Origin of the sequence: Brucella rhizosphaerae (assembly GCF_002252475.1) — a bacterium.
In the GTDB taxonomy this organism is placed as follows: Bacteria; Pseudomonadota; Alphaproteobacteria; order Rhizobiales; family Rhizobiaceae; genus Brucella; species Brucella rhizosphaerae.
The window spans coordinates 25204-47424 of sequence record NZ_NNRK01000035.1 but is presented as its reverse complement, the minus strand read 5'-3'; the positions used below and the strand labels follow the sequence as shown (position 1 = coordinate 47424).

The following is a 22221-nucleotide window of genomic DNA, read 5'->3' as shown; positions in this document are numbered from 1 at the left end:
AAGTCTTTGTTTTCAAGCATGTCTTTATCCCAAAACCGGTTCCCACTTTTGGGCGACATGCTTTAGAATTGGCAGGAGACGCAACTATCACGCGGATGTGACCGCAGCAAGTCGGTTAACGAAGCTACGGCCGCATCAGGTTACGGGGTGGCGACTCAGCTTCTCACCACTTCACGTTCAAACCGATATTGCCTTCCCATATGCGGTTGCGTTCGCCACCAAGATTGGTGGTGTAATCGGCGGTCGCGTATATGCTTGCCTTCTCGGTGATGTCGAGTGTGAGACCACCACCAACTTCCAGCGACGTACCTTTCAGGTCCGCCACAATCGGATCAGTGGCAAAGCGCACAGTCTGATCGGACGAGAAATTCTGCCATAGATTGGCTTTCAGATAAGGCCGCAGCTTGCCGATCGATGTATCCTCGGTTCCCTGCAAGCGCATTCCGATACGTCCCGTCCAGGCATTGTCTGTATCAAAAGACACAGATGAATAGCGGTCCGCCTGATCATCAAGCGAAAGGCTCTGCCAGATAAGCTGTGCCTGTGGTTCCAGCGTCCAGCTCTCGCTAAGCGCAATCGGGTAGCCGCCTTCCAGTGAAGCCGTGACGCCGTGGCCATCAACATCAATGCTTTGCCCCTCGTTTGAGCTCGCATCGCCGCCATACCATGTGCCCATCAGAACGGCATCGAGATACCAGCCCTGCGGACCGATATGCGTCCAGTAACCACCAAAGCTCGTGCCCGTCATTTCCAGATCGCCGACGGCAAGATCATTCCAGCCAAGCGCCTGACCTGTGATGTCGCCGGTGACGCGAGCATAGCCGAAGAACAGCCCGAAGCGGTCGGAATGGCCGCTATCTGTTTCACGGCCCCAGAGGTCCTGCCCGGCCTGAATGCCGAAGAGCTTGCCATCAAGGCCGGGTGCAACAGTGCCTTTCCACTTCGTATCGATATCCTGCCCGAACAGACGCGCCCAAGTGGACGGCAGATAACCGCCGCTTCTGAGAAGGTCCTGCTCGCCACGACGCTCGTGGAATGTTCCAAGTGTTGTCAGTGCCAGATGATGCGCGACCGGAGGCAAAGCTGAATAAACGGGCACCTCCATGCGATAAAGCGGAACGACATCGCCCTCCACACGTGTAGCTCCCGGCGAAGGAGGGACGGCACCTTCAAAGCCAATCTCCGGCGTGACTGAATGTCCATTTGAGGTGGCTGGCGGATTTGCAGCTTCAGCAGGAGGCGGTGCTGGCGGTGCCTCCGGTTGCGGTGAGGTTTCCGTTACCGGAGCAGACGTATCCTCGGGATCGGGATCGTTGGGGTCGACCGGCAATGGAGCGGGCGGTTGCTCCAGTGCTGGTGGAGGTGGAGACGTTTCTGGCGCTTCAGGCGTCAGGTTTTCTTCTGGAACAACAGAAGCCGGATGACTGCCGCTTTCCAGCGTAGAGCGCAGATACCAGTTTTCGTTGGTGTTGGCTGAGACGCCACCTTTGAACAAGAAGTACTCATAGGCACCGGCGGCAACACGACCATTGAGCGAAAATGCTCCACCGGCAGACGTTGCACCGTTGAGCGCTTCGACAACCATGATACCATCGGAAACGGTAGAGGCACCTGCACCACCGACATTATTGACGACAATACCGGTCGAGCCTGATGCATTCCCGCTATCAATGACCAGCTTGTCAGATGGCGATGCATCGGTGCCAAGCACTGTATCAACAAACAGAAGACCATTCTGGCCGGTATAATTGCCCTTGATGGTGAATGTATCGCTTGTACTTGCGCCACCATTGGTCAGATCAATACGACCAGCATTGAAGACCGAAGCAAGCTGATTAACCGAGAATGCTGTGATCCCACTTTGCGCAGAACCACCATAGATCGTGCTGGCAGCATCGACATTGAGTGTTCCTGTTCCGGTACCGGCATCACCTAAAATCAGGTTCGTATCGAAAGTCAGACGGGTGTCGTTGGTAAGATTGATCGTCTCCCAACTGTCAAAGCGACCAACCTTGCCGGTCTTGACGTTATCAAACGTCAGCGCATCAGCGCCCTCACCACCGGTCAGGCGCTTGGTTGCACCAATATTGGCATCAGTCAGATTGGTAAGCACCGCCGTATCATTGTCAGCGCCCAGGTCGATATTGCCATAGATGATGCCGCCGCCGTTCCAGTTGAACTGGTCATTGCCGAAGCTCATAAGAACGTCGCCGGCCACCGTACCGCCGGTGACTGTAACACTATCCGTTCCGCCACTGACGCTGATATTGCCACCGATCATGCCAGAGGAAACGATAATGGTGTCATTGCCAAAGCCTGCAACCAGATTGCGATCGATAGTGCCGCCGGACATGTTGAAATAGTTGTTGTCGAGTTTCATGTTGACGCGACCGATGCGACCGCCCGTCATCACAGCGTAATCGCCGTCATCAAAAGCATCGACAATTCTGCCGCCCGACATGAAGAATGTATCGAGCGCATTGCCCTGATTAAGCGAGCCGATTTCACCGCCGGTCATTTGAAAGTCGTCAATGCCGCCGCCTTGCTGGATATTACCAGTGACATTGCCACCGGTAATGACGAATGCATCCGCACCGTCGCCCTGATCAACGCTCCCGGCTATCGTGCCAGAATGAACCTCTATCCGGTCTGTTCCTGCACCGAATGTGACATTGCCGTTGACTGTTCCGCTACCCCCTGATGGCAACAATAATGTGTTATTGCCATTGGTATCCGTCAAACCACCAACCGATGTGCCGCTATCGCAGATATATGTGTCATTCCCAAGTGTAGGGGAAAACGAACAGGCAGCCGCAGCCGGATCTGCCTTCAGTATAAAACTACTGATTGTAATAATTGCTGTACTGGAAAGAAACTTTACAAAGGCATGACTAATTACGCGATGCTTCATTGTCCCTCTCCATTTTGCGGCTATAGGCGGCAAAATAATATTGAGGTATTTTTTATTTTAGGCAAGGCAGTTATTCGAACATAATTAAGAAAATATACACGCTATAATTTGTTGTTATTTCAATATTTTAAGAGAAACAGACACCATAGAAATCGCTAAATCTGACCTGTTTGATGGTATATAGAATAAAACCAGCAAGACTGGGGACTTAACTATTCTGACGTGACGAAACTTGCATATCCATCACCAAGCGTTTTGTTGATGAAACTGGAATATTGTCCAAAATGCAGGTCTGCCGGGGTTATGCGACCGAACGCCGGCGTTTCGAACACTTTCATCGGAATGAGCGCCAAAGGCACCGATACAGGCGTCAGTTGTGCACCCTGCCCCGCCCGCAAGGTCGTGAGTATCCCATACATTTCGCCCGCTATGCTTGGTCGCGAAAGAACCGCCATCCGATATTGCCCGGATGTATTGGTCACAAGATACACATGGCCCGAAAGATGCGGCACCGAAACACGCCCATGCTGCGAGAAGGATGTATCCGTTCGTTCACGCTCCTCAAATTTGAGATGTGTGTTCTCGGCATCCCAGCTGATATCCGTGCAATAAGCAAAAATATCGGATCGATTGCCGAAAGACGGACGCAAAGTAAGGAACGTTCCTTCAAGCCACGAAACGGCTGCGCGCGAATAAGCACCAAGATCATCGGCCGCATGTCCATGAGGAGGCACCTGTTTGGGTATCTCCGTGACTGCCTGATCACGCAATTCAAATCCCATGGCCTGCTCAAGCCGGATAATGGTCGCAAGCGTGAAAGGCCGATGCCCGGATAACGCCTTTTCAAGCGTCGAAAGGCTGATGCGTGCCTCATCTGCCAGATGCTGGCGGGAAATCCTGCGGCGAGCAATTTCCTCGCGCACACGTTCAGCAACACGAACATTCACTTGGTCGGACAAAACCGCATCTTGCTGAGACATGAGAACTTCCTGAATCCGTACTTTTCTTCACAATTCCACACAAAGGCGGAACCGGCAAGGTGGCTTGCGGCAAACTACGGACAAAACTTGGCAAAGCTTACGCTGGCGGGGAAACAGCACTCAGGCGAAATTATCTCCAGTTATCCGATAGATACAGGAGCGCACAATGTCGCCTGCAATCAGACACTCTCATCGCCCTCACGGCCGTACCAGAGCAATCAGCCTGTCCCGGTTCTGCAAGCTCGTTTGGCTTGTAAACATGATGATACTGCCCATACTGGCCGTTGTTCTTTCGCTTCTCAACGTGGCTTCGGCCCGTGCTGAAAAGCCAACTTATGTGACGCCGAATGCCGTGCAAAGCGGAAGCCTTCTGCTTCAGAGCAGTGAAGCCGGCCAATATGTTGAGGCGCCGCGACTTGCCACCGATTTCAATATCGATGTCAGTGGCCCCACTGCCCGCGCCCGTCTTAGCCAGGTTTTTGAGAACCCAACCAATGGCTGGGTTGAAGGCATTTATGTTTTCCCTCTGCCTGAAGACAGCGCAGTCTATTCCCTGAAGATGATTGTGGGCGACAAGGTTATCGTCGCCGACATCAAGGAAAAGCAGGAAGCACGCGCAATCTATGAGAAGGCCAAAAGCGAAGGCAAGAAGGCAGCGCTCATCGAACAACAGCGCCCGAACATCTTTACCAATGCGGTCGCGAATCTTGGTCCGAATGAAAAAGTCGTCATTCAGATTGAGTACCAGCAGGCTGTTCGCCTGACCGACAACCGCTTCTCACTCCGCGTGCCTCTTGTTGTAGCACCGCGCTATAATCCCGAGAACAGCGACCCGATCAATGAGACAGCAGATATTCAGGGTGGCTGGGGAAAGCAGAAAGCGGAACCGGCAGCTGGTCCTGACAACGGTGCGATTGAAACGCCCCTCGTCATGCCGGGCGAAGATCGCACCAATCCAGTGACGATTACCATCAATCTCAAGCCCGGTTTCCCGGCGACCGATATCAAAAGCCTCTATCACCCTATTCAGATCGATCGACAGGATGAGCTGGCCTCAAAGATTGTTCTCGACGGCAAGGCTGCGGCTGATCGTGACTTCGTTCTCGAATGGCAAGCGACGGAAACCGATATGCCAAATGTCGGCCTGTTTCGCGAACGCGTTGGAAACGACGACTATGTGCTGGCCTATGTCACGCCTCCCCGTGCCAGCGCTCCTGCAAATGAATCACGCGAGATCGTGTTCGTCATCGACAATTCAGGCTCGATGGGCGGAACGTCGATCAAGCAGGCCAAAGCCAGTCTCGACTATGCACTTGCCCGCCTGAAGCCCACCGACCGTTTCAACGTCATTCGTTTCGATGACACTCTGACCAGGGTTTTTGATGACTCAGTCCCTGCTACGCCACTCAATATTACCGATGCCCGCGAATATGTCGCCACGCTTGACGCGGTCGGCGGAACAGAAATGCTGCCCGCATTGCACGCGGCTCTTAATGACAGCCACCAAAAGGACGGTTTGCGCCAGATCGTGTTTCTGACGGATGGCGAGATCAGCAACGAACAGCAAATGCTGGATGTCATTGCATCGCGCCGTGACCGTTCCCGTCTGTTCATGGTCGGTATCGGCTCTGCTCCCAATACCTATCTGATGAACAAGGCGTCTGAGCTTGGCCGTGGCAGCTTCACGCATATTGGTTCGGTGGAAGAAGTCGACGAGCACATGCGCGAGCTGTTCGACAAGCTCGAAAACCCGGTCGTAACCAACGTAAAGGTCAGCTTTTCACAGGAAGGTGTCAATCTGACACCAGGACTTCTTCCAGATCTTTATCAGGGCGAACCTTTGGTGATTGCGGCACGCACAAAACACGCAACTGGTACCATTACAGTTGAAGGTACAGTTGGACGTCGTCCGTGGACAGTCACCCTGCCACTTGATTCAGCAAGCCCGGCAGAAGGCATTTCGAAGATCTGGGCCCGCCGTAAGATCGACGATGCAGAAGTGGATATGAAACTCGGCAAGATTACCGGACAGGCCGCCGACACACGCATCCTTAATCTCGCGCTGGAGCATCATCTGGTGACACGTCTTACAAGCCTTGTTGCAGTCGATCAGACACCATCCCGTCCAGCGAACACGCCGCTTACCCGCGCAGACATTCCTTTGCTACTTCCTGCCGGATGGGACTTTGATGCGCTGTTTGGTATCCGTGCAGATCGTAATGTGCTTGATCACGCCGATGCAGGTCAGGAGCAGATACTGGCTCGAAGCAATGATCGTCCTGTATCGCCTGATGTTCCAGCGCCCGCAATGTCTCTGCCACAAACAGCCACCCCTGCAACGCTTAACATGCTGCAAGGATTGGGCGTTCTGTTCATCGGGTTCCTCATCTTCTGGTTTTCACGCCGTAAGGAGAATGCACGATGAGTGTTGTTGTTGTGAAAAACGTAAAACCAAAGGAGCGCGCTCGCTTGCGCTCCCCCCTCTCCCTGCTGGCGATTGCCGTCATGGCGTGCGGGTTTGTTCTCTTCGGTCAGGGCCTCTGGATCCATGCCAAAGCCTATACTGCACAAATCCTTCTTGAGCGCGCCTTCTCGCAGAGCATAGCAACAGGTGAAAAAGTTAAACCCTGGAGCTGGGCGGATACATGGCCGGTAGCACGGATAGAAGCACCGCGTCTGATGGCATCAGCTATTGCTCTTAATGGCGCAAGTGGACAAGCCCTGGCTTTTGGTCCCGGTCATTTGCAGAATACTCCGCAAGCTGGCGAGAGAGGAACAGCAGTCTATGCCGCGCATCGTGACACACATTTTGCTTTTCTAAAGGATATAGAGAAAGGCGATCTCATTGTCATAACACGCGATGACGGCAAGACTTTTACCTACCGCGCCACTCGGATGACTGTCGCCCGCTGGGACGAAGCCCAGATCGATGTGAACGCGACAGGCTCTCATCTGGTTCTTGCGACCTGCTATCCCTTTAATGCGGTTACACAAGGCCCGTTGCGTTATCTTGTCTATGCTGAGCTGGCAGAACAAACTCAGCTGTAAGATCGAAATCTCCAGAGCGCATGGAACACAGGTTCCAGCGCTTAAACCAATCAATCTGCACCCATACTATCAGCGCGATTACGCTCGCCGGGAGGTTTCAGGACATCGTTAGCCACCCGGTTGGCAGTTCATCTCGGTAAAGGCAGCGAGCTCACTTTTATTCTCGCTAAAGCCGAAAGCCTTGATGGTGAGCTTGCCGATCATCGTATCGTTACACAGCATTATGGAAGTGGGCTTTTTACCTGAAATATTCATATCGCAAATCGCACCGAAGCTTTCGTGGCCAGATTCACCCCGACTTCCAATGAGCAGATTGCAGTTCAGCTTCGCTGCAATACCAAGCTGATTGAGATCGTTCTCAAAATCAGCGGCACGTTCTGATATCAATTGCTTATCGGTGATATCACGGACCTTCAAAGTTTCGGCAGCCACTGGCGCAGTTGCAAAAATCAGCCCTGCGGCCATCAGGCTACCCAATCGAAAATACATATTTTCTTCTCCTCGGCTGTAACGCGATCAGAAATTGCAGACCGGCTTATCAATAGATTGCACATTTCTAGCCCTTATATGGATTAAGGCAATCCCGTGATGGGCGATCTTACCGGCTTTTATTCACTTGCCCGCGACCTGTTTACGAAAGTTAACTCTTTGTTAAGTTTCAACAGAGCGATTACATCCAATTCCTTCTCAAGCCCTGTTTTGCGCCGTGATCATGAGGAATCAGTAAGTTTCAGCTCATTGCAATTGTCTTTGCTGGATATGCAGAGCGCTGATCATAAGAGCTTTAACTGAAAACGCGTCTTCAGCAGCTTTTTCCGTGAGAATACGAAGATAGCCGCTTACAGAGCGAATATCGTTATAGCGCTGCAGCAGATAGGCAATTGTGATAGCCGTATTCTGCCTTCCAAGCATTTTCAGAGCCGTTTCGTAGAGTTTTGTGTCGATGCCGATAAAGCCTCGTACTTTCTCTGCTGTAGCGATTAATTGTTCCCAGTGGTTGATTGGACTTGATGCGTAAGTGCTGATTTCAGGACATGCTCGCAGAACCATCTCGAGAGAAATGCTGGTTTCGTATGTGCATTCCGTTACTGTCGTAACCCCGACTGTGTTCAGATTTGCGACGTTTCTATCAAAATAGGAATCTGGTTTTGATTCATTAAGCTGCCGCTCATTTTGGGATTCATTGTCGCTCAGATTTTGAACTTTTTGATTATTATTCAAAGCGTTATCAACAGAACCATGAATATCCTGCAGCTTTGCGACCAATGTGGCCAGTTCCTGCATCTCTGCACGACGCGGAATGCTGTCAACAACTGCACGAAACTCAATCTTAAGCTCGTCCCAAGGACCTGCGAGAGATGCTTCGATCGCATAATCAAGCAGTTTCGATATGTCACGACGCAGCAAAGTCAGCTGTTCACGGATCTCACGCAGAGCGATTTTTTCCGATTTGACCTGTTCAGCGGCTGCTTCAAACTCGTTTGCACGCGCCAGGAGCGGTGCGAGTGAAAAGCCAAAAGCAATTTTAAGCTCGCCGGATTTGCTGCGACGCGCATAACGTTTGCCGTTTGGACTGTCCTGACGAGTGATGATACCGGCTTCGACCAGCGCTGCGAGATGACGACGCAATGTTGCATCGGCCATACCATGTGCACGCAAGGCTAGCTGTTTGTTGGATGGAAACACCACCAGAGCACCGGCTTCGACCAGTGTGTTCTCTGGATAAAACGAGAGCAAGGCAGATAGAACCGCCAAAGAACGATCACTGATGCCAATGATATTCTTGCCTTCACATAGCCAACGATGAAGCTGCCACTTATCTGCGGTTGCTCCCTGAGGTATTTCCCGAGTTTTTTGATGCACTGCCAACAAGGCGTGCGTCATCCGCTGACTGCCAAAAGGCGTCAGTCCGAACTGAGACTCCATTTTCTTTCACCTTCCACAAGGCAAAAGAAATCCACCCGCCGAAATGACGCTAATTACACTTGACAGTGATTCGTAGATTTGCGATTCTCTAGCTGCTAAACCAATGAGAAGGGCTTCCACGCGGCGACGTTTGGGGGCCTTTTTCTTTTGCTGCTGTTTCCTCTTCGTCAAATTATGCAGATGACCACCACCTGCACTCTTCCACTTTTATACGCTACGCCGATTAGGCGGGGATAAGTCCCCCTCACCTGATACGCTTACTCACTTCTCGTCGTCACTGAATGACGCATAAAGCGCATCCAGATTACGTGAAATCCATTCAGCAAAACGTGGTCCATTGGCTGCACTGAGCGCCAGGGTTGCTGTTTTGCCGTTTTGTTTGATGGTGGCACTGACGCTTTTGTCAGCAGCACTCCATGTCGAACCAGCGCGTGAAAGCGCTTTCGTAACAGGCTTCTTCTGGTCAGAGCCCTTGAGATAGCCATAGAGCTGCTCAAAGCGTGTGCCGGACTGTGCTGCCTTGAAAGCATCGGTTCCGATCAATTCACGCGCCGCATCAGCTTTACCAGGGATCTCGATCAGCTTGCGCAGTTCAAGCCAGCGATCACGGCCAATACCTTTCGCTGGTCCGATAGCAACGAGCATGTCTTCGGAGATTGCGCGCGGAATGGTCAGCATCTTCGACAGGGTCTGGTAATCAATGGAAAGAGCGGCCTGAATAGCTTCACGGCTATATTTCAGTTCCTCGAGGCGCGCTGCAAACAGAACGCGCTCAATAAAGCTGAGATTGGCTCGTGCCGAGTTTTCCTGACCCTGACTGAGAATATGTTCGAGATCGGCGAGGGGCTTGATAACAGCCCTGACCTTGATCCCCAGTTCACGCGCGACCCTGGCCCGGCGATGGCCGAATACGATCATGAAACGACCGCTGGTCTCCGGGTGAGGGCGCACCAGAATAGGGCTGTCCTGACCACGTTCACGAACAGCTTCAAGAAGTTCTGCATATTCCTGATCATCAGCCTCTGGCAAACGATCTGCAATGAAAGACGCATCGAGAACAGAAGGGTCGAGTTCGACGATGGTTTCACCATCAAGCTTCTGAGAAGCCTGCTTGGCAAGCTCATCGATCGATGCCGACAGAGACTTTGCAGCACCAAAACGACGCGAAACATTTTCGACAGGAGAAACGGATTTTTCTTCCGCTTCTTCGGTCTGCATTACGCTCTGAAAAATGTTCTTCCGTGCCATTCTCTTATCCTCAAACCAGTCATAAGACTGATTTTATTTCATATTTTCCGAATTAGACTGCGGTCTAACGACCCCAGGCTTCATGAATAAGCCCGCGAATTTCCGAATTAACGCCCTCTAGAGCCTCCATAGCTCGATCATAGGTGCCGCGGTTCATCGATGAACGTTCAACTTCGTAAAGTGTCTGCTTTGTGAGGCCTGCGTCTGATACGGCAGTTGATTTGAGCATTTGATGCTTGAGCATATGCGATGCCAGCATGCTTTGCATGAAACCAACCATCTGCGCCTGTGGCACATCGGTTGGCTCATAACGCGTAATCAGATAGCGGAACCAGTCGAGCTGCACTGCGCCGCCCGCCTGACGAACAGTCTTGAGAATATCGCCAAGCATAAGCAGGAATTGCGACATCGACATAAGATCGAGCATTTGCGGATGAACCGTAATCAGAACAGACGTTGCCGCGGAAAGAGCGGTCAGCGTGAGATAGCCGAGCTGTGGCGGGCAATCGATGACGACCACATCATATTCCGCATCCACTTCAGCAAGTGCAGACGCAATACGATTCCAGAAGGTTTTGCCTTCGCCACCATTCTGCATCGCGAGAGGCGTGTCGTATTCATACTCCTGCAGCTCCAGCATAGCAGGGATAATGTCGAGGCCCGGGAAATTGGTTTTGCGAATGACTTCGCGGATCGACTTGCGCTGCTCGTCATAGCGAACGGCTTCATAGAGCGAAGGGAACTCATCAAGCTCCGGCTGAATGCCATGGAGTGCTGAAAGGGACGCTTGTGGATCGAGATCAATTGCAAGTACGCGATGGCCGGTCAGCGCCAGATGCTGGGCAAGATGGGCCGCAGTTGTCGTCTTGCCGGAGCCACCCTTGAAGTTCACGACACCGATGACCTGCAATTTATCATTGCCACGACGATGCGGAACATAGCGCTTCACTTCCGCACGGCCATTCTGATCAAGCCAATGACGGAGTTCCTGAACCTGCTGGATTGTGTAGGCACGGCGTCCACCCGAAAGAATGATGGGATCAACACCCTTACCTTCAAGATGCAGCTTCTTCAGATTGCTCGGAGAGACACCAAGGAAGTAAGCCGCTTCAGCCATGGAGAATTGGCGCAAGTTTTTGCGCGCATCAGGCGGGAAGTTTTCATGCCGCAGCAGATTGAGCTTGCGCGAGATCTCTCGCCCTTGCGTCAAGATCATGTCGTCAAACGACACTTGCTCTGCTTTATTTGCGATATTCATAGGCTTGGGATCCCTAGTGACGGCACTGGAACTAATACCGTCTAAATACCGTCATTATGTCCGATTCTTATTTTGCCGCAAGGGGCGTATATTAACAAACAGTTAGCATCTCTGGCCCGGCTGTCTGAAATCAATACCAATACGAATCGAAATCACCCTATCTAACTGAATTTAAAGAGAATTAAGGATAATAGACCGCAGTCTAATTGAGACTATGATCTGAAAGTAAGAGATTCCGCCCTTCATTCAAGCAGGATCGATGATGCGGGACACAATACTTGTGGGAGAATCGGTCTTCTACTTCGCAAACAGTAAATGAACTCAAATATGCAATGTGATGCGCTGGTCGTGGAGATGTGAGGAATATGCGGTCCTCGCCGTGGCAATGGACAAATAGGCCCGTCGCCGGTTGGTTGATGACATCTGAAAGGCGGCGCCACGACGAGGGATCTTTGTGAAGGGCAGGGGTGAGAGCTTCTTATTCAGATAGCACTCAATAAGCTGGCGCAGTCTCTGGGCAATCAGCACTCGTTCCGAATGGTATTGCTTTCGGATGTGGCTGCTGTTGAAGCAGAGCAGTTCTCGCATCAGTCTGTTGAAGAAGCGTCTCGATCTTGTTGAACCCCACATCAGCACGTCTCAACCTTCTTGGGGTGCGGCTGATGAGCAGGAGGGCAAAGTGGAGCGTTCGGTGATACGCATTATTAATGGGGTGCTATGTCTTTAGCATTCAGCGCAAGTTACACAAAAGGAGGGATGATCATTGTGGAGGAATGTTGGGAGAGTTTCGCTGAGGCGAAGACCAAGAGAGACGATATTCATGTTAGACGTAGACATTCTTAACCAAATCATCCTATAGTGCTCTCAGTGAAGAAGAGCATTTCCAGAATCTCTCTCACCCTGATTCTGAGAGAGATTAAGCCACTCCGCCTCCTGTCACAGTGGCGAAACTAAAATCCCAATTAGATTGTTCAAAGCCTGTTACCTTGTTCTTTTTCAAAGACATAGGTTTATGGGAAGTTGTTCCGTTGCGCAGGCGTAACGATCAACAAAAGTCTCGCTCAGGTGCTCATTACGTCGTTCTCGAGCGTTTATTTCTGTAGCTTCTGATAGCGCTTGATAAGCCTGTCGCGTTTGAGCTTCGATAGCCGCTGAATCCAGAAGATTCCATCGAGCTGGTCGATTTCGTGCTGATGACATACAGCAAGCAATCCGTCGGATTCTTCCGTGTGCTCATTGCCATCGAGATCGTGATAGCGAAGATGAATACGGGCATGTCTTTCGACATCCTCCACAACGCCCGGCATGGATACGCTGCCTTCCTGATGACGGATTTTCTCATCGGAAGCCCAGACAATCTCAGGATTGATGTAGGTCCTGGCGCTGCCCGGGCCTGAAAGCTCCAGCACAACCACGCACATCATAACGCCAATATGAGGAGCGGTGATGCCGATACCGGGTGCTGCGCGCACGGTATCGAGCAGGTCCTTTGCGAGAATGCGCAGATCATCATCAAACACCATGACGGGCGTGGCAGTCGCGCGCAGACATGCATCCGGATATTTGACGATTTCTCTCACGGTCATTCTGCTTCTCTGCTCTTTGCGGTCAGTCGACCATTCGAGTGAGCAATGTCGCTATTTTGCAGAATGCGCAAGCGGGCACTGCAAGATGCAGTGCCCGCCAGTGGTTTTAAAGTTGGATCAATCAGGCACGATTACCTGGCGTTCAGAAAATCTGCGACTTCAAGCAGGATGAACTCGTTATGCGCGGCTTCACCGATCTGACGCCCGCCAGAGAATGGCAGGTTGTTGTCGTTGGCGATCAGAATATGTGTATCGTCAACGCGCATCACGTCTTCGATTGTGAAGAACGGGAAGGTGAATTTACCCTTGAGGTCACGCGCAGAGGCAGTTTTCAGGATTGCCTTATTGTCGGGGTCCTGAATGTCCATCAGATTGATATGGCCGATGCGATGAATATAACCATCGGCATCAATCCTGGACGTATCGACCAGAACGATGTTCTTGACCTTGGCCGGAAGCGGATAACAAGCCGTCAGATCGTCGGTCTTGCACTCAAGGCTTGGATCGCCTTCGCCATTGTCTCGCTCGATGACCAGCGCGCGGGTGTCGTCGATAAAGTTAAAGTCACCAATGGCAGTTGCACCTTCTGCAAGGCGGAAGCGATAGCTGTCGCCGGTCCATTCGCCCTTGGCGGTATCAAAGGTGATAACGCGCAGGAAGTCGCCTTCCGGTTTGCCACTGTCATCATAAAGTGGCTTTTCGAGCATGGCCCAGAGCTGGTTGGTCTTTGGATGCAGTGCCATGCCTTCATAACCGCCCGAACGCTGGACGCGATAATCCTTGCCGGCTACGGCAGGCACGACAACGCCCGGCGTATCCGGACCCATCAGTTGCTTACCATCAAGCATAGTGGGGTAAACGGCTTTCACACGGCCATCGAGACCAGCGCGAATGATATAGGGGCCGAACTCGTCGCCGATCCAGATTTCATCATTGAGGTACTGAATGCTTTCGGGATCAAAATCAGCACCGGTCAGGTAGCGACCATCTGTGCCTTCATAGGCGATGCGGAATGGCACTTTCTTATCCGGATCGCGCAGGAAGACCGATTCCACGCGCTCAACTTTGCCTGTTTCGAAATCAGGCTTCATGCGATGGAAAAACAGCAATGCATCGGGGCTGTTGGCTTTTGTGCCGAAGCCGTTGTCGGTCAGCGTGAAGATGCTGCCATCGGCTGCGCGGTTCATCGCAAAGCCTGACATGCCCTGTACAGGCTGACCAATGAAGGGGAGGGAGATGCCGGTTGGGTGGTTGCCATAGGCTTTGCCGACATCACCCATCACGCTCATAGGCTTGTCGTTGCGGGTCTTGCCGGTGAACTTGCCGGAAACCCAGGCATCGCGGGGAGCATCGGCAGGCGGTGTGATCAGCGTCATTGCAGGCAGATAGGCGTGGCCTGCCAGTTTGGCTGTAAATGTTTCTTCAGCCATTGCCGACGATGTCATGGCAATCGTTGCAATGGAAGCGAGAAGATGACCAAGGCGCATAAGGAACCCCCTAAATTGCGAAAACAAACGCAATGGTCCTTAAAGACGCCCTGTGACGTGTGATTATCATCCCGATAAAGGTTTGATGACAGAGCTTAAAACATGCCGCGGTGAACCCTATCCATTAAATTATTTGTAAGTACTTGTTTACAAATAGCTTATTTGAAATGTGAGTTCTTTTTCACCGTGCCGTGCCCTATGGGAGTTTAATCACCACGAACTGAGTAAACTGGCCTGGATTGAAGTTATTATCGGAAGCAATCACGAGGGTCCTGGCACCATCGACCTCCGGCCCCCAGGTAAGGGATTCGATATTGTCGATGTCGAGACCGAACGTTCCTTCATCAAGTCGAAGAAGCAGATCCTTCTTAAGCGGCGTCGCAACGATGCCTTGCAAGGATGCCTCGCCGTTGATCTCACTCGCACCGTCAAATGAGGCGCGGTAGATGCTGATGCGGTTTCCCACACCGTGGGCGTAAGATCTTTCGACCGTGAGAATGTCCGGACCGACAGTCAGAAATTCGCTTAGCCCATTGTCGTTCCAGAAAGGGGGCAACGTTGCTTTCGCAAAGATGGGATCGGTTTCATAAACGTGTTGCGCAGTCACATCGCCTGATGAAATGTCGAAGGAGATGATGCGCGACCTGCTGCCATGCTCCAGCGTTGCAATATCGCCATCCTGCATAAGCGCGTTTTCCGTGCCTGCCAGAAGCGTCTTGCCGTCCTCTGTGATCGTCAGACTTTCAAAAGCCAGATTGTTGCGCGTGCCGCGTGTTTTATTCTCATCCGGCAGATAGGCCTCCGGCAGTTTGAACTCGCGAACAAAAGTGCCGTCGAGTCTCATCTCGCGGATCGAAGGCTTGCCGTTGCGGTCACCTTCACTCGACCAGTAAAGCGTCTGGCTTGCAGGGTTGAACCGAATGCTTTCAGCATCCACATCCTTGATGGCAAAGGGCTGGCCCTGTGCATCAAGCAAGGTGGTTGTTTCCAGAATATCCAGCCCATGAATGCCCGATGCGTCGATATCGAGCCTGAGCTTATAGAACCGGGCGGGGGCTTTTTCCGACCGATCATCGGAGATGGCATAATAGACGTTCTGCGCCGGATCGTAGTCGAGGCCGGAAATGCCGCCGAATTCCACACCGTTGAATTTTAATCCGGTCGGCAGAACAAACTCGCCAATCAGCGCAGGTGCCTTGTCTTGTGCAAAGCCCGGTACTTGTGCAAAGCCCGGTACTTGTGCAAAGCTCGGTGTGCCGGTGCTGAGCAGAAATGCAGCCAATGGGATGATCGAGAGCGTTTTGCGTATCATGAAGCACCTGTTTGATTGATTTGCAGACAATTATCTCAGGTTTTTTACATTCACATGAAAGATCGGCGCCAAACGCCCGTAAAATTGTCTGCAATCAGAATAGCCGGCAAACTAAGTTTAATGAATAAATTGGCTGGCTGTTATACCAGTGTCATCTAGCTTTCTTATTTGAGCCTCACACGCATTACACAGTGGGGATTTCTGATATGCGCAAAATGCTTCTTGCTCTCACCTCAGCAACTATGTTGACGACAGTGATTGGTTTGACGACCGCAGCCGGTGCTGCAACCGTCTATCCGATTGACCGGGCGACAATCCTTGTCAATTCGCCATTCGATTTCAAGGTTGAGTTTGATAAGGTCGTCAAGCCAGAAGACGTGAAGGTTACCGTCAATGGTCAGGACTACGAAGCTGTTTTTGGCAGCAAGGCCGAATTCACCGCTGAAGAAAAAGGCGCTGAAGATAAGGTTCTGGGCTCGGCGCTCATTCTGCGCGGCCTGAAAATCGGCAAGGCTGGCGATTACAAGGTTGAAGTCTCCGCTGGTGATGAAACCAAATCCGTCAACTGGGATGTTTATTCGACCGGTAACGAAGCCAAGGCCAAGAACATAATCTTTCTGATTGCCGATGGTCTTTCGGTTGCCCACCGCACTGGTGCGCGCATCATGTCCAAGGGCATGAGCGAAGGGAAGGCCAATGGTCGTCTCGCTATGGATGACATCCCGCCAGTTGCTTTCATCGGCACGTCTTCGACCCATTCGATTGCTACCGACAGCGCGAACACCATGTCGGCTTATATGACCGGCCATAAGTCGCGCGTGAACGCGCTCGGCGTTTATGCTGACCGTACGCCAGACAGCCAGGACGATCCAAAGGTTGAAACCATTGCTGAAGCAATGCGTCGCGAAACCGGCAAGTCGATCGGTATCGTCTCAACCTCGGAACTTCAGGATGCAACGCCAGCAGCCCTTGTTGCACACACACGCAAGCGTTCCGACAAGGCCGATATCGTCAGCATGATGTATGACGTGAAGCCAGATGTGCTTTTGGGCGGTGGCTCGGCTTATTTCCTTGCCAAGGATATTCCGGGTTCAAAGCGTAAGGACGACAAGGATTATATCCAGTTGTTCAAGGATGCCGGTTATGCGCTGGTCACCAGCAAGGATGAACTTGCTGCTTCAGGAGCGTCCAATCAGGACAAGCTGCTCGGCCTTTTCCACACCGGCAATATGGACGTGACGCTTGACCGTGAATTCCTCAAGAAGGGCACTGTCGACAAGTTCCCGAACCAGCCGGGTCTGGTTGAAATGACCAAGACGGCACTCGAAAAGCTCTCCAAGAATCCGGAAGGCTTCTTCCTGATGGTTGAAGGCGCATCGGTCGATAAGATGAGCCATCCCCTTGATTGGGATCGTGCGCTGGTCGAAACCATCGAGTTCGACAAAGCCGTTGGCGTTGCACGCGAATTTGCCGAGAAGAACCCTGATACGCTGATCATCGTTACCGGCGATCACACCCATGGTGTTGCGATCATCGGTACGGTTGATGATGAAAAGCCGGGCGACGAAATGCGCGAAAAGGTTGGCACTTACGATGCCGCCGGTTTCCCGAACTACGAAGACACCAATGGCGACGGCTATCCGGATCGTGTTGATGTTTCGCGTCGTCTGTTCCTCTCTGCCAATAACGGCCCGGATCATTATGAAACCTTCCGTCCAAAGCTGGATGGCGCATTCGTACCAGCCGTTAAGAACGAAAAGGGCGAATATGTAGCCAACGAGGCCTACAAGGACGTTCCGGGTGCGGTCTTCGTTCAGGGCAATATCCCGAAGGAAGACGATACCGGTGTTCACGCTGTCGACGATGTTGTGCTTCAGGCAACAGGCCCAGGTTCCGAAGGCCTTCGTGGCTACATGGAACAGAGCGATGTTTACCGTGTGCTCGCTGACGCTTTTGCGCTCGGCAAGGCAAAGTCCGAGTAATCAATCGTTTGATGGGGGCAGGCGGGATTTCCCGCTTGCCCGTTCTTTTATCTGATGGAGTGCAAAATGCGTGCGCGACAGCATTTCAACCGCAGGCAACTTATGCTTGGTGCATTGGCAACAGCGCCTCTGATGTGCATGGCCAACAAAGCGCTTGCGGCACAGCAGCTTGGTTTCGACAATCTCTACAAGAGCTTTGGCGTGCTGGGGCTTGAGTTTTCCGATCAGGTGAAAACCTCTGCGGGCAGCGAAGTGGCTATCAGCGGATTTATGGCACCGCCTCTTAAGGCTGAGGCGAATTTCTTCGTTCTTACGGAAATTCCGATGTCTATCTGCCCGTTTTGTTCGTCAGATTCCGACTGGCCGGACAATATCGTGGTGGTTTATCTGGCCTCAAAGCAGACATTCGTGCAGTTCAATGCGCCGATCCTGACGCGCGGTACACTGGAATATGGCTCATGGACCGACCCTGAAACGGGCTTTGTCAGCCAGCTTCGGCTGCGTGATGCTTCTTTCAAAACGGTCTGATGATGATGCTCGCCAAGCCAACCGGGTTGTCACTCGATATCGCAAATCTTGAAATGCGTTTTTCAGGGCTTACGCTGCCTGTTCTTTTCATCGATAAATTTCATTTGCCCGGCGGTAGTCATCTGGCGATCACAGGAGCATCCGGCTCAGGCAAAACAACGCTGGTCAATGCCATAACGGGGCTCGAACCCGTCAAAGCAGGACAAGTGGTCTGGGGCGAAACGGAAATTAACAGGCTTCCGGCTTTCAGGCGCGATGCATTCCGTGCGCGCAATATCGGGCTGGTGATGCAGGATTTTCATCTGTTCCCGGGTCTGTCAGCGCTTGCCAATGTGCTTTTGCCGCTCAAACTGAGCCGAGGCGTGAAGCCAGCAGATCGTGTGCGGGCGCTTGAACTGCTTGAGACGGTTGGCATTGCCCGCCCCGCCCAGCATATCGAAACTCTGTCGCGTGGCGAAATGCAGCGCGTGGCAATCGCCCGTGCCCTCCTTTCCAAACCCGGCGTGATCGTTGCTGATGAACCGACCGCCAGTCTTGATCAGAAAACCGGCGCCGATGTTGCCGAGCTTCTGGTGCGACTTGCAACAGAGGAGAAGGCGACGCTGGTTGTTGTCACGCATGATCCGCAACTGATGCAATATCTGCAGCGTCGCATCCGCCTTGAAGGTGGAAAGATTGCCAGCGACAGCGCGGAGATGGAATTGTCATGATTGCATTCATTTTAGCGGACCTGCGCCGTTTCTGGAGCGGTGCTGTTGCTGTCATTGTGCTTCTGGCGCTGTCTGTGGCTTTAAGCTCTGTTGTGACCTTGCAGGAACGCGCTGTACGGCTTGGCACGGCGCGTGCGTCGGATAAATTTGATCTGGTAATCGGTGCGGCAGGAAGCGATACGCAGCTCACTTTGTCTTCTGTCTTTTTGCAACCATCGCCTTTGCCGCTGATGTCTGGCGCGATACTGGGCAAACTTGCCAATGACACCCGCGTAGCTTTCGCAGCACCTATTGGATTTGGCGACAGTGCGATGGGCTTTCCGATCGTCGGTACAACAACCGCGCTCATTTCGGCTTTGTCGCCCAAGCTTGCGGAAGGCACATTGTTTTCGCGTTTAGGTGAAGCGGTCATCGGTTCGGCCGTCGATCTGCCTGTTGGTGCCAGGGTCAATCCGATGCACGGCACTGTCGAAACCGGTGGTCATGCACATAATGAAGTCAGTTATCAGGTCTCTGGAAAAATGGCGCCTACCGGCACCGCCTGGGACCGATCCATTCTTGTACCCATTCGCACTGTCTGGCAGCTGCATGGCATGGAGGCTCATGAAGAGCACGACCATGCCGAACATGAAAATGCCAACCACGACAATGACGAACGGGCGGCAAAATCGGGCAACGGCTTCGGCATTCTGGTCAATGAAACGCCGCATGATCATGATCATGAAATTGATGTCGATGCGCCGCTCAATGAGGCGTTTGATGCCGATAGCCCCGGTGTTCCGGCTATTCTGGTGAAGCCCAAGACCATCGCCGATGCTTATCGGTTGCGTCAGGAGTATCGTTCGGACCGCACATTGGCGATCTTTCCGGCAGAGGTGCTCACACGGCTTTATTCGACACTGGGTGACGCCCGCAGTCTGCTGCTCGGTATAGCGGTTGGCACACAGGTGATCGTGGTCTTTGCTTTGCTGCTGGTTGCTGTCATGCATATTGGTGCGCGCAAACGGCAGATCGGCGCATTGCGGGCACTTGGTGCGCCGGTTCGTTCCATCATGGCAATCGTTTGGGGCGAGTTGTTCTTTCTGTTGCTGCTGGGGATATTTCTGGGTCTGGGCATCGGATATGCCGTTGCGCGTGCCATCACATCATGGCTCACTGCAACCACGGCGGTTAGAATGCCAGTGGAATTCGCGATGAGCGATGTGTGGCTCGCAATTGGTTTTATTGCAGTCGCAGCCGTCGTTGCTCTGGTTCCGGCCCTCATGACCCTGCGTATGAGTGCGGCATCGGCACTGCGTTCGTGAATTAGAAAAGCGGCTGACGATCAGGTGAGGTGCGCTCCGGTGCAATTAGTTATTGTGCACCCGGTAACCCATTTGAATAGGCTTCCATTTCAGTTGCAAAAACCCATCCCTGCGGACAGCCGCGATAGTTATTCTGGCTGTCCATCTGGCAGTTACCCATCGTCTTTTGATAGTTTTCAGGAAGTGACCGGGGCTTCTTGCACAGCTCTTCGCCTTTACACTCCGGACCATGGTCCATTGGGAGTGCCATGACGTAATACTCTTTATCTGTGGCGTTCACCTGTGCCGCCGCCTTGATGCAAACCAATTGTTCGGGTGCCAACGCCCCTTCTGTTTTACCTTCCGTACCTGTTGTCGCGACATCTTTCCGCAGAGACACAGGCTTCTCGTTTATCCGACCAAAGTAAGCTGCAATTGCGCAATCGCTGTAAATCCGCACGCTGTAATAATCGCCGCTTTTAATATTGCCGGCAGTGCAATCATCATTATTTTTTGCATCGCAATTGATACCGGCTGACTGCTGCAGTTCAGTACGCTCCTTGGCAGACAGATCTCCCGAGTTCGATGACGCGGCCAGAGCTTGAGAAAAAAGCAGGGATACCAAGCTTAGACCAAACGCAATTCCACAAGACCATTTCTTACTGTTGATCACTCTCGAACTCCAGGGATGTTAGTGGGCGTTAGCGATACATAAATGAATTGCTCCCACAGCGCCACACCGTGGCTCCTGAAAAAATCCCGCTGGAGCACATCCCGAAAAGTGGGGACAGTTTTCGGAACAAGATGTGCGTAAAAACAAAAAAGATAGCGCATCTCACCTCAGACAAGTGACAGGTTTGATGCGTTTTGCTGAGTTGCCTGCTGCGTACTCGTAATCAGTCGCTTGCCGGTGTTGGTGCAGAAGAAGTGCAACTTGTCGGCAGCGACAGTCAACTGCATGTTTTCGCTGATCGGCACATGCGGCGCAAAGGCTGCGGTGACACGCTGCTCACCAACTGTTCCATGGATAAGGCGCTGGGCGCCCAGTTCTTCCACGTGGTCGAGAACGAAGTCGAATGCATTCGTGCCATTCTGTGCCGGAAAAATATCTTCCGGCCGCATGCCGACTGTCACCGGACCCGCGGGCGGAACAGCGCCAGTGAGTTTCAACACTGCATTGCTTAACGTGAGCTGGTCGCCTTCCAGATGACCCGGAAGCAGGTTCATTGCGGGCGAGCCGATAAAGCTCGCAACAAAGGTCGAAGCCGGGTTGTGATAAACTTCCAGCGGCGTGCCGATCTGTTCAATGCTGCCCTTGTTCAGAACAACCAGACGATGGGCCAGTGTCATGGCTTCAAGCTGATCATGCGTCACATAAAGAGAAGTTGTGCCAAGCCGTCGTTGCAGGCGCTTGATTTCTCCGCGCATCGTCACACGCAGTTTTGCATCCAGATTGGAAAGCGGCTCATCAAAGAGGAAAACGGAAGGCTTGCGCACGATGGCGCGACCCATGGCAACGCGTTGACGCTGACCACCGGACAAGGCTTTCGGCTTGCGGTCCAGATAGGGTTCGATTTCGAGCATTCGGGCTGCTTCCGCCACCCGCGTCACGATTTCCGCTTTTGGCGTTTTACGGTTTCGCAAACCGTAAGCCATGTTGTCATAGACCGACATATGCGGATAAAGCGCGTAATTCTGGAACACCATGGCAATGTCGCGATCGGCGGGTTCAACATCGTTGACCACGCGCCCGCCAATGCTGACCTCGCCGCCGGAAATGCTTTCAAGGCCGGCGACCATGCGCAGAAGGGTCGATTTTCCGCAGCCTGAAGGGCCGACAAGCACGATGAATTCGCCCGCACGAATGTCTATGGAAACGCCCTTTACGGCTTCCACTCCACCCGCATAGATCTTCTTGATGTCTTTGAGGATAATCCCGGCCATTTTTCTCCATTCCTGCCA

General features: G+C 52.5%; 17 protein-coding genes. 6 read left to right on the top strand and 11 right to left on the bottom strand.

The window, feature by feature from the left end:
- Nucleotides 1-163 precede the first annotated feature (163 nt).
- Nucleotides 164-2911, bottom strand: coding sequence for an autotransporter family protein (locus tag CEV32_RS21970; protein ID WP_094579260.1), 2748 nt, complete (start codon nucleotides 2909-2911; stop codon nucleotides 164-166).
- A 212-nt stretch (nucleotides 2912-3123) separates the two neighbouring features.
- Nucleotides 3124-3891 (bottom strand): helix-turn-helix domain-containing protein, encoded by a 768-nt coding sequence (locus CEV32_RS21965; protein ID WP_094579259.1) that lies wholly within the window; start codon nucleotides 3889-3891, stop codon nucleotides 3124-3126.
- 166 nt (nucleotides 3892-4057) lie between these two features.
- Between CEV32_RS21965 and CEV32_RS21960 the strand changes: the two genes are divergently transcribed.
- Nucleotides 4058-6316, top strand: coding sequence for a marine proteobacterial sortase target protein (locus CEV32_RS21960; protein WP_094579258.1), 2259 nt, complete (start codon nucleotides 4058-4060; stop codon nucleotides 6314-6316).
- The gene (locus CEV32_RS21955) at nucleotides 6313-6939 is read left to right on the top strand and encodes a class GN sortase (RefSeq protein ID WP_094579257.1); all 627 of its coding nucleotides are present in this window, start codon (nucleotides 6313-6315) and stop codon (nucleotides 6937-6939) included. The genes CEV32_RS21960 and CEV32_RS21955 overlap by 4 nt, the downstream gene beginning before the upstream one ends.
- 108 nt (nucleotides 6940-7047) lie before the next feature.
- On the opposite strand, the gene CEV32_RS21950 is transcribed toward CEV32_RS21955, so the two are convergent.
- The 7 genes from CEV32_RS21950 to CEV32_RS21920 all read right to left on the bottom strand — a co-directional run bounded on the left by CEV32_RS21950 (nucleotide 7048) and on the right by CEV32_RS21920 (nucleotide 15756).
- Complete coding sequence (locus CEV32_RS21950; protein ID WP_094579256.1) at nucleotides 7048-7428, bottom strand: hypothetical protein; 381 nt, start codon at nucleotides 7426-7428, stop codon at nucleotides 7048-7050.
- 246 nt (nucleotides 7429-7674) lie between these two features.
- Nucleotides 7675-8865 carry a plasmid replication protein RepC gene (gene repC, locus CEV32_RS21945; RefSeq protein WP_094579255.1) on the bottom strand — a complete coding sequence of 397 codons (1191 nt, stop codon included), beginning with the start codon at nucleotides 8863-8865 and terminating at the stop codon, nucleotides 7675-7677.
- A 261-nt stretch (nucleotides 8866-9126) separates the two neighbouring features.
- Entirely contained in the window at nucleotides 9127-10113 is a 987-nt protein-coding gene (repB, locus tag CEV32_RS21940; protein ID WP_094579254.1) for a plasmid partitioning protein RepB, read from the bottom strand.
- A gap of 64 nt (nucleotides 10114-10177) precedes the next feature.
- Nucleotides 10178-11371, bottom strand: coding sequence for a plasmid partitioning protein RepA (repA, locus tag CEV32_RS21935; protein WP_024896991.1), 1194 nt, complete (start codon nucleotides 11369-11371; stop codon nucleotides 10178-10180).
- A gap of 1091 nt (nucleotides 11372-12462) precedes the next feature.
- The gene (locus CEV32_RS21930; RefSeq protein WP_094579253.1) at nucleotides 12463-12957 is read right to left on the bottom strand and encodes a peptide deformylase; all 495 of its coding nucleotides are present in this window, start codon (nucleotides 12955-12957) and stop codon (nucleotides 12463-12465) included.
- Between the two features lie 131 nt (nucleotides 12958-13088).
- Nucleotides 13089-14444 carry an esterase-like activity of phytase family protein gene (locus CEV32_RS21925; protein WP_094579252.1) on the bottom strand — a complete coding sequence of 452 codons (1356 nt, stop codon included), beginning with the start codon at nucleotides 14442-14444 and terminating at the stop codon, nucleotides 13089-13091.
- A 196-nt stretch (nucleotides 14445-14640) separates the two neighbouring features.
- Nucleotides 14641-15756, bottom strand: a complete 1116-nt coding sequence (locus tag CEV32_RS21920) for an esterase-like activity of phytase family protein (RefSeq protein WP_094579251.1) — start codon at nucleotides 15754-15756, stop codon at nucleotides 14641-14643.
- Between the two features lie 206 nt (nucleotides 15757-15962).
- Between CEV32_RS21920 and CEV32_RS21915 the strand changes: the two genes are divergently transcribed.
- The 4 genes from CEV32_RS21915 to CEV32_RS21900 all read left to right on the top strand — a co-directional run bounded on the left by CEV32_RS21915 (nucleotide 15963) and on the right by CEV32_RS21900 (nucleotide 20280).
- Entirely contained in the window at nucleotides 15963-17738 is a 1776-nt protein-coding gene (locus CEV32_RS21915) for an alkaline phosphatase (RefSeq protein WP_094579250.1), read from the top strand.
- Nucleotides 17739-17804: 66 nt separating this feature from the next.
- The gene (locus CEV32_RS21910; protein WP_094579249.1) at nucleotides 17805-18266 is read left to right on the top strand and encodes a hypothetical protein; all 462 of its coding nucleotides are present in this window, start codon (nucleotides 17805-17807) and stop codon (nucleotides 18264-18266) included.
- Entirely contained in the window at nucleotides 18266-18976 is a 711-nt protein-coding gene (locus CEV32_RS21905) for an ABC transporter ATP-binding protein (protein ID WP_094579248.1), read from the top strand. Before CEV32_RS21910 ends, CEV32_RS21905 begins: the two co-directional genes overlap by 1 nt.
- Nucleotides 18973-20280: an FtsX-like permease family protein gene (locus tag CEV32_RS21900; protein ID WP_094579247.1), complete on the top strand. Its 1308-nt coding sequence runs from the start codon at nucleotides 18973-18975 to the stop codon at nucleotides 20278-20280. The genes CEV32_RS21905 and CEV32_RS21900 overlap by 4 nt, the downstream gene beginning before the upstream one ends.
- A gap of 49 nt (nucleotides 20281-20329) precedes the next feature.
- Here the strand turns inward: CEV32_RS21900 and CEV32_RS21895 are convergent, their stop codons facing one another.
- Nucleotides 20330-20932: a hypothetical protein gene (locus CEV32_RS21895; RefSeq protein ID WP_094579246.1), complete on the bottom strand. Its 603-nt coding sequence runs from the start codon at nucleotides 20930-20932 to the stop codon at nucleotides 20330-20332.
- 167 nt (nucleotides 20933-21099) lie between these two features.
- Complete coding sequence (locus CEV32_RS21890; protein ID WP_094579245.1) at nucleotides 21100-22203, bottom strand: sn-glycerol-3-phosphate import ATP-binding protein UgpC; 1104 nt, start codon at nucleotides 22201-22203, stop codon at nucleotides 21100-21102.
- Nucleotides 22204-22221: the final 18 nt, after the last annotated feature.